8 protein-coding genes are annotated in these 14503 nt (G+C 50.8%); 1 reads left to right on the forward strand and 7 read right to left on the reverse strand.

The window, feature by feature from the left end; translation table 11 throughout:
* Window positions 1-15 precede the first annotated feature (15 nt).
* Genes BACHE_RS16030 through BACHE_RS16045 form a run of 4 tightly spaced genes read right to left on the reverse strand, consistent with a single transcriptional unit; the run spans window position 16 to window position 9646 of the window.
* Window positions 16-1710, reverse strand: a complete 1695-nt coding sequence (locus BACHE_RS16030) for a RagB/SusD family nutrient uptake outer membrane protein (protein ID WP_013548758.1) — start codon at window positions 1708-1710, stop codon at window positions 16-18.
* A gap of 14 nt (window positions 1711-1724) precedes the next feature.
* Window positions 1725-4502 (reverse strand): SusC/RagA family TonB-linked outer membrane protein, encoded by a 2778-nt coding sequence (locus BACHE_RS16035; protein WP_013548759.1) that lies wholly within the window; start codon window positions 4500-4502, stop codon window positions 1725-1727.
* A 33-nt stretch (window positions 4503-4535) separates the two neighbouring features.
* A complete protein-coding gene (locus BACHE_RS16040) occupies window positions 4536-6503 on the reverse strand; it encodes a RagB/SusD family nutrient uptake outer membrane protein (protein WP_013548760.1) in 1968 nt (655 codons plus the stop codon).
* Between the two features lie 11 nt (window positions 6504-6514).
* The gene (locus BACHE_RS16045; protein WP_013548761.1) at window positions 6515-9646 is read right to left on the reverse strand and encodes a SusC/RagA family TonB-linked outer membrane protein; all 3132 of its coding nucleotides are present in this window, start codon (window positions 9644-9646) and stop codon (window positions 6515-6517) included.
* A gap of 535 nt (window positions 9647-10181) precedes the next feature.
* Here BACHE_RS16045 and BACHE_RS16050 point away from each other — a divergent pair.
* A complete protein-coding gene (locus BACHE_RS16050) occupies window positions 10182-10580 on the forward strand; it encodes an HU family DNA-binding protein (protein ID WP_013548762.1) in 399 nt (132 codons plus the stop codon).
* 97 nt (window positions 10581-10677) lie between these two features.
* Here BACHE_RS16050 and BACHE_RS16055 read toward each other — a convergent pair whose 3' ends face one another.
* From BACHE_RS16055 to BACHE_RS16065, 3 genes are all read right to left on the reverse strand, one after another.
* A complete protein-coding gene (locus BACHE_RS16055; protein WP_013548763.1) occupies window positions 10678-12411 on the reverse strand; it encodes a glycosyl hydrolase family 18 protein in 1734 nt (577 codons plus the stop codon).
* Window positions 12412-12433: 22 nt separating this feature from the next.
* Window positions 12434-13693 carry an MFS transporter gene (locus BACHE_RS16060; protein WP_013548764.1) on the reverse strand — a complete coding sequence of 420 codons (1260 nt, stop codon included), beginning with the start codon at window positions 13691-13693 and terminating at the stop codon, window positions 12434-12436.
* A 68-nt stretch (window positions 13694-13761) separates the two neighbouring features.
* Window positions 13762-14499, reverse strand: a complete 738-nt coding sequence (locus BACHE_RS16065; protein ID WP_013548765.1) for a 6-phosphogluconolactonase — start codon at window positions 14497-14499, stop codon at window positions 13762-13764.
* Window positions 14500-14503 lie beyond the last annotated feature (4 nt).

A 14503-nucleotide genomic window follows, 5' to 3' on the forward strand; every position in this document is an offset into this window, starting at 1 on the left:
TTCATTGAATCTGTTTTACCAATTGGGGTTCTGCTTCAGATTGCCATTCTTCTGAATTTCGGACTGCGGAATCGGGTACAGGTTGTACTTCTCGTCCCACTGGCGAGTCTTGGTAACTCGATTGAGAATCAAGCTGCCATTTCCATTCAGTTTGAAGTCTGCCACATCCACATTCTTGAAGAACTCGGCCCCCTTCTTCCAGCGACGTACATCCCAGAAGCGTTGGCCTTCGAAAGCAAGCTCTACCATACGCTCACGTATGTAGTGTTCTTCAAAGCCATTGTTTCCTTGGAATTCAGGCATCATGATGTCAGGACGGTTACGAAGCACATTGATAGCCTCATTGGCTGACATGCCAAAATCACCCTGTTCGTCAGCATTACCGTAGTAGTTGTACATGGCCTCTGCATAGTTGAGGTAAACCTCGGCCAGACGCATCACAATCCAGTTGTGGCGTGTTGTAGTCTGGTTGTTGGCTGTGGTGACACAGTTGCCATCCACAAACTTCTTCAAGTAGTAGCCCGTGGGAGTTGCGCCGTACTTAGGAGCACCGTTGAAACCACTCTGATACGTCTCAATGACAATCTGCTGAGTTGTGTTAGATGGCCAGAGATCTCCGTTCTTCACTACAGTGAGTTCGAAACGCGGGTCAAGGCCATCGTATGGATTTTCGGTAGTCACATCAACATCTCCGGGATGCTTCTCCTTGAATGTCTTGCCGTCGGCCTGATATTCGTATGCGTCCACCAGTGCCTGCGTAGGGCAGTTGCCAGAGTTACCGTTCTCCACACCCACAGGATAATTGTACTTCTCAAAGTCGTTGCTTGCCTGGGTGCCAAGCACGAAGATAAATTCAGAATTGGTGAATGTATCGTGTCCCCACAGGTTGGCATACTCGCTGAGCTTGTAGCCCCAGCGCTGTGCATTATCGATGATGACCTTGCTGGCAGCAGCGGCCTCTTTCCAAAGTTCCTTGTTATTGTCTGTATTAAACAAGGGTGAAGCCTCATAAAGAAGTACGCGTGCCTTCAGTGCAAGGGCAGCACCACGGGTGGCACGACCAATTTCCTGACCGGGAATGTCATTATACGACACGGGCAGATATTCAGCCGCGGCATCCAATTCGTTGATGATGAACTTGAACACATCCTCGGCTGGAGTGCGTTTCACACTGTTGGCCTGCTCATTGGTGAGGGTTGTGGTCACCAAAGGCACATCGCCGTAGGCACGTACCAACTCGAAGTAGAAATAGGCACGAAGGAAACGCAACTCGTAAGGAAATATCTCAAACTGCTGCACCATGGTCTGGTAGTCCGGATCATATTCATAATCCGACAGGTCTATCTTGTGGATGCGCTCAAGGTACATGTGCACCTGAGTGATGGCACGGTATGACCTGTCCCATGTGGTCGAGAAAGGATTCGAAGGAGTCCAACCACCGTTGAAATACTTGTGAATGGATGAGAAGGAAAGTGCAAACTCGGACTCGTCTGTGGCACTGGCTATCATGGCGCCATTACCGTAGAAATTGTCCTTGAATTCGCTCGGCATTTGTGCGTAGACATCGTAGACAAGAGCCTTGACACCATTGAGGGGACTATTGTAGGTCCAGTCCTCGTCACGATTCGAAGCTTCGTTGTAGTCCAGGTCGGCACAGCCTACAAAGACCGCTGCCGCCATAGCTAAAAGAGTATATTTTATCTTGTTCATAAATGTATCTTTAATTAGAAAGTTAATGTGACACCTATGTTGACACCCTTGAACATGGGATATGCCGTCGAAAGTACCTCAGCATCCATAGCGTCGACGTTGTCGAAGGAAAGAAGGTTCTCGCCCTGAACAAACACCTTGGCTGCGGTAAGAGAGAGCTTCGAGAGCACCGTTGCAGGCACTTTATAGTAAACCTCGATGTTGCGCATCTTCAAGAAGTGAACAGGCTTGTACCATACGTTGCTTGCCTGACTGTTGTTGCTGTTGTTCTGAGTTGTCAGACGCGGATAGAGAGCGTTGTTGCCAGCCACATCCCAGCAGTTGTTGTAGTAGTCCACCGAAAGGTTGCCGTTGTCGGCCATGCCACCCCATATTGCTGACGGAAGATACTTCATGTAGTTGCCAGTGCCCTGGAACCATGCGTTCAGACCGAAGCCTTTATATTCTACACCGACATTGAAGGCGTAGTTAAGTTCAGGGATGCCGGTAGCGCCACCGAGACTGGTCTCATCGAACTCATTGATTACCTTGTCACCGTTGAGGTCTTGATATTTGATGTCACCGGGGCTTACGGTAGAGTATTCCTGACGGTAGCTGGCGTTGATGTCGGCCTCATCCTTGAAAAAGCCATCCGACTTGAGTCCCCATGCCTCGTTTACACGGTGGCCTACGGGGTCTTTCAGCGGATAGGTCGGTGTGCCGATATACTTGCTCACCTCATTGCGTGCCCACGACAAGTTGACACCCAAGTTGAGATTGAGGTCGGAAGTGATTTTCTTCGCATACTTGGCACTTACCTCAAAGCCATAACTCTTCACTTCACCAACATCGTTGTAGGATGACTGTATACCAACCACCGATGAATTCTCATTGCTTGCAGAGAGCATGATGTGGCTGCGAAGCTGGTAGAAAGCATCAACTGAGATATCAAGAGCATTGGCCAGACGAAGGTCAGTACCAAGGTTGAAGCTCGTAGAGGTCTCCTGCGAGAAATCGGTAGTTGGGAAGGCGCCAAGCGATGCGCCCCATGTAGCACCGTAGTTGTTACCAATAACCACATAACCGTGCGTAACATCCCATGTGGGAAGCCACATGCCATAGGTAGGCATATAGTCGGTATGCTGGATGCCGGCCGATGCACGCAGCTTGCCGTAGTTGAGCAGACCTTCGTTGTTGTCAGCGTAAATCCAGCCGAGCGACAGTGTGGGTGAAAATGCCCACTTGGAAGGATAGGTACGGCTGGAGCCGTTACCTGCAAGCACAAGGTCGGCAACGTAGCGATTCTGAAAATCGTAGTGGAAGACTCCCATGATGTTCTGACGATAGTAGGTATTTCCACGTCCATCAGTGCTCGAACCACTGTTGTCATAAACAACGGTAGCAATGAAGTGGTCGTTGTCGAAGAACGAATGTTTGTAGTTGATGCCTATGCTGGACTTTGCTTTCCACCACTGGCCCGCATTCCAGTTGCTGAAGGTAAGGTCGGTCTCCTTGTTACCGAATGTATTCAGAGATACGTTGTTCTTGTCGCCAATGATACCGGTGTAACGCTCGTAGCCATACTGATGTGCCTTGTGCGAATTTTCCGCGTAAATCGACGAATTGGCATAGCCGGCACTGACGAATATACTTAGGCCATTGAGCAGGAAGTCGAGCTTTTGAGACAGCTTGGCATCTACCCACAGTTGACGCTGATGGGTTTTGTAGAAGCCGGACTCCTGAATCTTGGCAACGGGATTGGCATCAGTGTATGCCTCGTTACCACCCCAGATACCTGTCGAGGTCTTGTAGGGAAAAGCACTTGCCGGCAGGTTGTAGATAGCAGATGTAGCATCATCAGCACCGATGTCGGAGGGCCGCTTGGTCTCCTGGAACATACCGAAGAGGTTCACCGACATGAGAGTTGTGTTGGTGATGTTGAAGTCGAGGTTGGTACGGATATTGGCCTTCGACTGGCGCAATTGCGTATTGTAGTCTGCCTGCTTGGTGTCCTTGAAAGCACCGCGCACATCGGTATAATCAATATTGGTGTAGTATTTCACCTTGTTCGTACCTCCGTACACCGAAACGTATGCATGGTCTTCCTCGGCACTGTTCTTGAAAGTAAGGTCGCGCCAGTTCACGTTAGGATAGAAGTACGGGTCAGAACCGTCTTTGAAGAGGTTAAGCTCCTGCTCGGTGTATGCGGCAGAGAGTCCGTCGTTGTGACGGGCATGGTTGAAAGCATTGGCATATCCGTAACCATCTACCATGTCTGCAAATTCAGGGTCGAACTGGAACTTATGGCTGTAGTCCACCTTGACGTGTGTCTTGCCTTCAACGCCACGCTTCGTCTTCACAAGTATAGCGCCATTGATACCATCATGACCAAGAAGTGCCGTAGCGGCAGCATCCTTGAGGACGGTAACGCTCTCCACTTCCTCTACACTGAGGCGGTCGATGGGACGCTCGTAGCCATCGACGAGGATGAGAATACTTTTACCGTTAAGCGTGTGATAGCCACGAATATTAAACGAGGCGCCCTTATTTTCGTCACCCGAGAAGCCGCCTTGCGATAAAGCCGTGAGGCCTGGCAGACGTCCATAGAGAGCCTGGGCAAGATTAGTTGCCGAAGTTTGCTGCAATTCTTCGCCTGTGATTGTGGTTGCAGAAGCGGTGCTGAGGAAATTGCTTATTTCCACGCCGTACCCCAAATCATAGGCATTTGCATTCTTATCGTTGAGTTTTACCTGCGCATTTGCCGTGAGAGAGGCAACAGCGGTCGCAAGCATCAACATTCTATTTATATTCATATTTATAAGTCTTATTGATATTTAAAATCTGGATTACCAACCCGGGTTCTGGTTCAGGCCATAGCCCTTATTGATTTCATCACGTGAAATGGGCGAGAGATACCATTTGTCGGTCCACTTGCTCGTCTGGTTGTCAGTATCCCACCATACGCGGATATTGTTGGTACAAAGTATCTTCTCATAGATACAGTTCGGCCAAGGTTCACCGGGTTCGAGACTCGTGTCGCCATCGTGGTCGGCAGGATCCATCTTGTTGCCGTTGGCATCCTTGCGCCATACACGCAACTGGTGTACCTGTTTCTTGAATATGTCGGATCTCTTGTAGCGGATGAGGTCATACCAGCGGGAGTCTTCATAACCGAACTCACAGGCACGTTCCTTAAGGAGTTGCTCGATGAAGTTGTCCTTGTTGGTAGTTAGGTTGAGCCCTGGATTCATAACCTCTACCTTGCCAAGACCTACGCGTGCGCGCACCTTATTTATTTCTTCGCAGGCTTTCGGCAGATTGCCTGTCTGTGCGAGTGCCTCGGCGTAGCAAAGGTGGATGTCGGCCATACGCAGATAAGCAAAGTTGGTCGGGTAGTATGCTGCATAACCGTTATCGCGGAGATACTTGAACAGCTTCATACGGGTAGACCATGGATTGTCGGTAACAGCAGTAATGCCGGCTTGGTCAATATTGCCGCCTTGCCACATCTCCGTACTCGAACGCCCACCATATTGCTCGACAAGATTGTTGCGGTTCACCACCATTGTCTCGTAGAGGCGCGGGTCACGACCGGCAAAGATGTCTACATTGTTGGGGTTATCGGTATTGAACACGTTGTCGTAAGGGAAGTTACGACCGTCTGCCATGCCAAACATCTCCATATACTCGAGGGTGAAGAGAGCCATACCGAACTCATCCATACCTTCTACGTTCCAGTCACCATTCCAAGCGTTTGTACCCAGACCGGCATGAACTTCAATCACCTTCTCGCTGTTGCCACGGAACCAATAGGCGGCACGGAAAGCATTGCAATAGTCTTGCTCACTGTTACCGGTGGGCTGTACAAGAGCGAAATAGTTACCGTTGGCGCTATTGGCTTGGAAGAAATCCTCACAAGCCTTCAGTGCTTTCTGCCAAAGTTCGGACTGGTAACCGCCCGTCCATACTTGGTTGATGTCCTGGTTCTCCTCGTTGCGAGTGAATTCAAGATAAGGTTTGTCACTATTAAACAGAGGCGAAGCCACGAAGTTCCACAGCCTTACACGCAGACCATAGGCTGAGCCTTTGGTCAGACGTCCGGAGTTGGTGGCCTGATCCTGCACAAAGAAAGGAAGCCCCGGCTCGTTGATGGCGTTCTGGATAAGCCCGTCGATGAACTCTGCTGTCTCGAGTACGCCCATGCGCTTGCCATCTACAACATCAACAGCCAAGAATGAGTGCTCAACTTTTGGAAGACCTCCGAAGTTGCGGAAAGCATCGAGATAGCGCGATGCCATGATGACATACACCTCACCACGAAGCTGGCTCTTCTCTGATTCGCTCAAGTCGGGAACGCGATCGATATTCTCGATGAAAAGCCAACCCTCACGGATGGTACGCCAGATGCCTGCACGGGCATTGCCGTCACCGTTGGCGATGAAGGGGAACTTGGCGAAGCCGCCGTTATCCTGGTCCGTCTCGGTGAGGTCACCACCGTAGTACTTTCCGAGATTGTGCCATCCGCAGTACGACTGACAAATATCGGTAAGAGCATCGGGGTGAGAATACCATATTGCACCTGTATAGGTGAAAGGGTTGTGCATGGCGCCGTACATGTGCCAGAGGAAACGCTTTGTATTCTCTCCTTTGACAAAGATAGTGTCTACGGTCACGTCGACACCCGGCTGCTTGTCGAGGAAGGCATTTCCGACATTGATATCATCGACACAGGAGTTCAGCGAGCCCATCCCCATCATGGCAGCTACACATATAATAGTAGCAGCTTTTATTCTGAGTTTTTTTATAAGATTCATTGTCTTGAATGTTAGAAGTTAAAGTTGATACCGAAGTTGTAAACACGGGTCATAGGATAACGCGTGCTACCATAGCCGGCTTGTGCCTCCGGGTCATTGGCCTTGAAGCTTGTGAAAGTAAGGAGGTTATAACCATTGGCATAAACACGGATGTTTTTGATGGGCACACCGGGTATGTGGAACGAATAACCAATCTCAAGGTTCTTCAGACGGATATACGACGCATCCACCATCCAAGGATCTGAAAGTGAACCGTTATGCTCGCGCGCCGATTTCTCAAGAGAGATACGTGGCAGGCTGGCACCGGGATTACTTTCGGTCCAAGAATTGTCGTAAACCCATTTGTTGAGCATTGACTGGTTACCTGTACCGAAGGCCGGAGTATAGAAAGAACTGAGCTGACGGTTGACGTGGGTGGCGCCTACCCAAGTCATGGAGAAGTCAAGACCCTTCCAGTTGAACGTTGCGTTTACGCTACCGGTATACTCAGGAATATCGCTATAGCCGATAGCATGTACATCGTTGGCATCCACCTTACCATCACCCGTGAGGTCTGCGAATACGCTGTCACCGGGACGCAATGTTATCTGCTGGTCCGGCATGTCAACACCGTAAACTTCCTTGTAGCGCTGTTCGGTTTCACCGGGAACATAGAACTCAAAGAAGTCGTAGCCGAAAGGCTGACCTACAGGATGGCCTGTATGGTACATGTGCGGGAATTCCTTCTTCACTTCCGCCATTTCCACAACCTCGTTGCGTGCGAAAGCGAATGTAGGAGCTATCGAGTAGTTCACTTTACCTATGTGGTCGGTCCAGCGTAGAGTCATTTCATAACCATGGTTCTTGACACGGCCGAAGTTGATAGAGTTGGGCTTGAGAGCGGAAATACCTGCGATGGTTGTTTCATTGGAAATGAGGATGTTCTTGCGGTCTTCCCAGAAGAGGTCGACACCGAGACTCAAGCGGTCTCCAAAGAAATGAATATCGACACCATAGTTCTGCTTGGTGGCTGTTTCCCAAGTAACATCGGGATTGCCGTTGCTGGATTCGCGCGCGCCAGGCATGAACACACCGTTGTTGATACCGAAGTTACCTGTACGGTCGTTGGTCCACCATGCACCACCGTTATTGGTGTAGAACTGCCATGTGCCGGGCAGATAGAGGAAACGACCAACACCCTGGTCATTACCTACCTTACCGATAGAACCGCGAAGTTTGAAATAGGAAACAACGTTACGGATAGGCTCCCAGAATTTTTCGGAAGAGATTATCCAGCCGAGAGAAGCAGAAGGGAAAAAGCCAAAGCGCTTACCCTTGGCGAAGTTCTCCGAGCCGTTATAGCCCATGTTAAAGTCTACCATATACTTAGTCTGGTAGTCGTAGGTAACACGGCCTACCATACCCACATAACCACGGGGGATAGAATTATAGACACCGCCGGGATAATAGTTTTTAGATTCATTATAAAGAACGAGCGCACCGAAATTGTGGTCACCGAAATTGCGGGTATAGTTGAGACTCGCCTCTGCATACCAGTTTCTCCCCCCCCATTTCTTCTCTTCATAGCCAAGAGGCCATGAGTCACCCTGACGGACATAAACAATCTTAGGAGAACCGTCTTCCTTGTATTCACCCTTAGCGATGGTGGCCTTGTAGCTGATACCACCGTCGGTAGTACGTGCTTTCTGCTGTGTATAGTCAGAGTTGTAGGAACCCTTGATACGGAAATCAAGACCTTTGGTGATAAAGTCGAGTTTGAGCTTGTACTGGAGGTCGAGGTTTACGACACTCTGACGCTGAGTAGTATAACCGTGCTGGTAGATAAGACCGAGACCATCGGAGCCAACTGCGCCAACGAGGTCAGGGTCGGAAACAATGCGACGTCCCTCACTATCAAGACCGTAGCCCGACATTGGCGTACCATGGTTGAGAAGACCCTCAACACCAAAGACACCCGACTGACCGTTATACTCACCATTACCGATAGAGTTACGTCTGCCAATGCGTCCACCGATGCCGACAGAAAGCGTACTCAGCTTAGATAAATCTATATCGAGGTTGGCACGGAAGTTATAACGGCGGTATTTGAAGTTTGCGTCATCACCTTGGTCGAAGGTCTTGAAAAGGCCATCCTGATTGAGCATACCGACAGAAATGAAATAGCGGGCACGTTCAGTACCACCCGACACATTAATATTATATTGCTGCTGCCATGCGTGGTCGTTCATCAGGTACTTAAACCAGTCGGTGCTTGGATAAACGGTGGGCATATCCATGTCCTTCCAGTGCTGTATAGCTTCTTTTGAGAACTTCCATCCGTCTTCGGCTACTCCTTCCACTTCCTGAGCATGATTGTAAGCCGTTGCATACTCGTAGGAGTTTGCCGGTTCAAGGAATTTGGAAATCTGCTGAAGACCTACCGAAGTTGTCAGTGTGATGGTAGGCTTGCCCATCTCACCGCGACGGGTAGTGACGAGAATAACGCCGTTGGCGCCACGTACACCGAAGACAGCCGTAGCGGAAGCATCCTTAAGAATAGAAATGTCCTGCACCTCGTTCGGGTCTATTTGGCTGAACTCACGCTCGACACCATCGACAAGCACGAGAGGTTCGGCGCTATTGAACGAACCGACACCACGGATGCGGATGACAGGGTCGTCGGCACCGGGAACACCGGTATACTGCACCGACTGGAGACCCGGAAGCTTACCCGAAAGGGTGTTGCCAAGCGATGCGGCCGGCGATTTGAGAAGTTCCTTGCCACCCACGTTGGAGACAGACCCCGTCAGCGTCACCTTACGCTGCTGGCCATAGCCGATGACAACCACTTCATCGAGCATCTCATCATCCGATTCCAAAACAACATTAAGAGAAGTAGACGTTGCCTTTACTTCTTTCGACTTGTAGCCGATATACGAAAACACCAAGGTGGAACCCTTGGGAACTCCCGACAAGACATAGTTGCCACTGCTATCTGTTATCGTGCCTTTCGACTTGTCTTTAGTCTGCACGGTAGCCCCGATAAGTGGCTCCTTCTGCTCGTCAGTAACACAACCTTGCACTTTAAAAAGATTTTGTGCGAAGGACACTCCCGGTAGCAACAAAGCCAACAGCAGGAGATGTAATCTGCATAACTTTCCCATAGCATTAAAAATTAAATAAAATCATTAAGTGTTAAAACAATTAGCGTTAAAATTTTCACAAATGTATGCAGATTCATTCTCAACGGCAGGTGAAAAAATGACATTTGAGGTTTGAAAAAACACTAATGTTACATTTTAATGTCGCATAGGTTTAAAAGCTATCAAAGAAAGTCTAAATACATTATTTTCCCCCAAAAGCACACATCCTGAAAATGCGGAAAAGCCTTATGTGGGTAGCTGCTCCGCCATGGCCTATGAGGGTGAATGAATCTATTTGCATTGCCCTGCCAAGATTGTGACTCAAGCATGATGACAGTGTGACTTAATCTTGTTATCTTTGCAACTAAGCATAGAATCATCGGCATTGATTGTTGCAATCATTGGCATTGATTGTGGCAATCATCGGCATTGATTGTAGCAATCATCGGCATTGATTGTAGCAATCATCGGCATTGATTCTGAACAAAGTGGCAGATTCGGCTATCCCGCCTCAGCCACTCAACCATGCCGACTAATAAAGAAAGGAGAATACAGTATGGCTTTTTTCAGGAAAGTGAAGCTAAATGGAAAATGGTATTTGAGGGCAGTAACCTCAAAACATCCGGCTACAACGGACGATGTAGCCAAACGATTGTCACTGATATCTACAGTCAGTCCGGGAGACACTTACGCGGTACTCATGGGGCTGGGGCCGATACTTGCCCAAATGATGGCGGAGGGAAAATCGGTACATCTGAAAGGCGTAGGAACTTTCTTCTACTCCTGCCAGTCGAAAAAAAAAGGCGTAGACACCCCCGAAGAGGTGTCTCCGCTATTAATCACCGACATTAAAGTGCGCTTCATCCCGGAATACAGCCGCGGACGACGCGGACAAGTGACGGAACGGACACTCATCGACCCGGATATAGAATGGGTGGAAATGAAGAAGATTTAAAGCGATAAAGTTAAAATCCCGTACCAGCAATGATTGACAAAGCCGATACGGGAGCAAAAACATAATACCTAATTATCCTAAAAAAAACACCTAACCTCTATTTCTTCAATGTCCAGCAGATGGCGTTGCGCAACATTGTTGTGAAGTCGTCCGAGAGGAAGAGCTTCGGGCTATGCCCCATCTGGAAATAGACGTTCCGGGCAGCTTTGTTCTCGTTGATCCACACCACCGGATGGTCGCCCATTCTGACATCCGAAGCCGGAGTATAGGTGGATTCATCGACATGTGCCAGGACGCGGACATTGGGGCGGGGAGACTTGTCGTATGTGTACCACTCGTCATCGGGGAGGACGAACGGGGCATCCACATTCTTCATCACCGGATGCAGCGAATCTTCCACCCTCACCGTGCCGTCGGCCAGCGGGGCAATGTAGTTCTTGAAGCGGATGCCGCCCATGAAGTCGGAGAACCACTGCCACAAGGGATAGCCGTCGAACTCGCCTAACAGCGTGGCATGATGGAAACCAATCCAGCCGCCACGACCTTTGTCAATGTAATCCATGAAGTTCTGCTCCGCCTCCTTTGGCCAAGTGTAAGGCGGAAAGTCAAGCTGGATGACGAGATCCGTATTCTCCAGCACTTCTTTCTGAGCCAGCAGGCGGGCACTGTTCAGCACTTGTATCTGCAAGTTCTGCACCTTGCTCTCGTCTATCAGCCACTTCAGTGCAGCATCGGAGAAAGGTTTGTGCTGCCCGGCACTCTCCGTAAGCACCAACACACGGTATGTACGGTCGTGGAAAGGTTTCTGCTCCATCAATCCCTCATAGACGGTGCGGCGCAGGTCGCCTTGCTCGTTGTCACCGTCGTAATCCCAATACATGCCACCCAGCAGGTTCTGCTTCAGGATGTACTGACACTTGATGGCCAGCGAACGGGGATTCTCGTAACCAAAAACCAATGTGCCCTCTTTGTTCGCCAAGTAGGGCACTTGCGCCGTCTCGTCCCAGCATTCACGGAAGCCTTTGGCATGCCCCACCTTGTTGAAGTCCTGAAAGTCGGGATAATCCTTGCCGCCACGGCCATAGAAAGGCATGCCCATCACCAACCTGGAGGCCGGGACTCCTGCTTTGAGGTGAGCCTCCACAGCCTTGGAAGCCGTCATCCATCCACTGTTGTCCGAGGAATAAAGCGCCGAATGGTGCTTCGGCGCATTCCCCATATCGTAGGACATGATATTGACAAAATCAATGTAAGGAAGAATCGCCTTGAAGTCGATATACTCTGCAGAGGCCACGGTGGCCAGCGTCAGCAACTTCTGCCGTCCGATGGCTTTGCGGATGTCGCGCATCAGCAGCGTATAGTTCTGCGTGTCTTCGGGCGAGGCGGAGATATTGGCAGCCTTGCTGGTGGGATATTCCCAGTCGATGTCGATGCCATCCAAGCCATATTCCTTTACCACCCGCCTGCAGTCTCTGGCAAAAGCCTTGCGGTACTTGTCATCTGCGGCCATCTCGCTAAAGCGACCGCTACCCCAGCCTCCAATAGAGAGCAGCACTTTCAATTCGTGTTTCTGCTTCTTTAAGGCTACAATTTGTTTCAATCGTTCTTCATTGGCGATTCCTACGCCGTCAAAGGTTTCGGTGACATGTCCGAAGGCGTAGTTGATGTGTGTCATGTACTTAGGATCGGGGATAATGTGGCTCCACGAGGTGACGTATGCCACTACCACCCTACCACTTGTCGGGGCTGCCGATTTGTCCGCCGCCCGCATGCTGCCGCATGACAGCAAAAGGGCCAGTGCGGACAGGATTAGTAAGTTTACTTTTCTCATACTATCTATGTTTTATGGTTTTTCAATCTGCCGTCTGCCGTACCTTCGACCCTATCAGCGCATAGTACAGCATGAACGCCTCGCCCAACAGCACGATGCACCAGGACCATCGCCAACTGCCCAGCACGTCGGCAAACACACCTTGCAGCAGGGGCAGGATAGCCCCACCCACCACACCGATCATGAACACTCCCGATGCGACGGAGGTGTATCGGCCCAGATGAGCCACGGACAAGGTGAATATAGCTCCCCACATGATGGAGTGGAACAATCCGACCGCCGTCAGCAGCCACGGATTATTCAACAGAATGGCTATCAGGGCGAGGGAACCGGCGGACACGGTGGTGACTACCAGTTGCACGCGCGGTGAGATGCTGCTAAGCGAACTGCCCACCAGCCGCCCCACGAGCATGCCGCCCCAATAGAGAGTAGCCATCAGTGCGGGAGAGGCATAGTTCATTTCGATGGCGTACATGTTGATGTTGGCGCCAATGCATACTTCACAGCCTACATAGAAGAAGATGGCCACCACACCCAGCGTGAGGTGGCTAAAGGACCAGATACTGCGCTCCAACTTCTCGCCCGCCTCGGCACGCGTGCCCTGTATGTCGGGCAGAGAGAGACGCATCAGCAGCAGTACGATGAGCGATATGACTGCCATCAGGGCGAAGAAGGGAATCATCAGTTGGTCTATCCGTATGTTTTCCATCGACAGTCCGCCGAAGATGACACCCGTCACGAAGTAGGGCGCCAGCGTAGTTCCCACGGAATTGGCAGAACCGCCAATGGCCATGCGTTGGATGGCTTGTGTGCCCCGGACGTGGCAGGCGGTGAGGTAAGGGTTAATGACCACTTGCAGGATAGTGGCGGAGGCGCCAACCACGAACGATCCCAACAAGAAGATGAAGAATCCGCCGGGAATGATGTTGCCCCCCACTTGCCAGCAAGCTTCGGGGAAGTGCACCGTGAAGTAGGAGGAGACGAAGAAGAGTCCCAAGCCCGCAATCATGACCAGCAGTCCGCGCATCAGCGTGCCTTTATAGCCGTGGTGGCTGATCCAGGAAGCCCCTACTCCGCCGCAAACGGGGTAGGCGAGGAACCAGGAGAAGGTGATGAGTGTGGCGAAGGTATTTTTGAGCCCGCCCACTTCGGAAAGGAAGGCTTCCTTCAGGGGACCTTGAAATTGTGTGTTGGCCGTAGTCAGAAAGCCGACGATGAAGAACAGGAACACCATCGTGATGAAAGGGCCTGTGTAGTTAATCTGTTTTTCTTGTTGTTTCATACTATTAAATGATTAAGTTTCGGATATGTGCGAGCATCTCCCCGGATATGTGCGAGTGACGCCCTGCTTTAACGACCGGTAGAGAGTCCCGCCGCCGCTGCACTGTCCAGCAGGAACTCGCAGTGGGGATGAAGTTGAAGGATGGAAGCGGGAACTTCCGTCGTGACGGGGCCTTCGAGCATCCGCTTCACAATGTCTGTCTTGTTGGCGCCTTTGGCCACCAATATAATGCGGCGTGCCTGCATAATGTTTTTTATTCCAAGAGTGACGCCTCCGAGGTGCTTTTCGGGAGGAGTATTGGTTTCGCGGCGGATGCGCACCTCCAGTTCGGGGTGCATGCCGGTGAGGCGCGTCTCGCTGTCGAAGGGACATCCCGGTTGATTGAATCCCAAGTGGCCGTTCTCGCCCAGCCCCAAGATCAGCAGGTCGATGCCGCCACGGGTCTCTATCTCGTTCTCAAAGAGGCGGCAGGCCCGGCCGAAGTCATCGCACTCGGTGGGAAGCATCAGGAAATTCTCCTCCTTGACGGAGAGTGCGTCCATCAGCTCCGTCTTCAGCATGGCGTAGCAGGCGCCGAAATAGTGGCGCGACACACCCGTCACCTCGTCCTGCCCGAAGAAGGTGATGCCGGATGCCTCGAACGGGTGCGCGGTATAAATCTCGCCCACCAGGCGGTGCATGTTGCCGGTGGTGCGTCCGGTGGAAAGGCCGATGACGCTCGCAGGCTTGTTCAGCATCTGGCCGATAATGCGCCAAGCTGCGACGCAATCAAATTCTCTCTCTGTAGGAGTTACTGTTATCTTCATGATT

This window comes from Bacteroides helcogenes P 36-108, assembly GCF_000186225.1.
Classification (GTDB): domain Bacteria; phylum Bacteroidota; class Bacteroidia; order Bacteroidales; family Bacteroidaceae; genus Bacteroides; species Bacteroides helcogenes.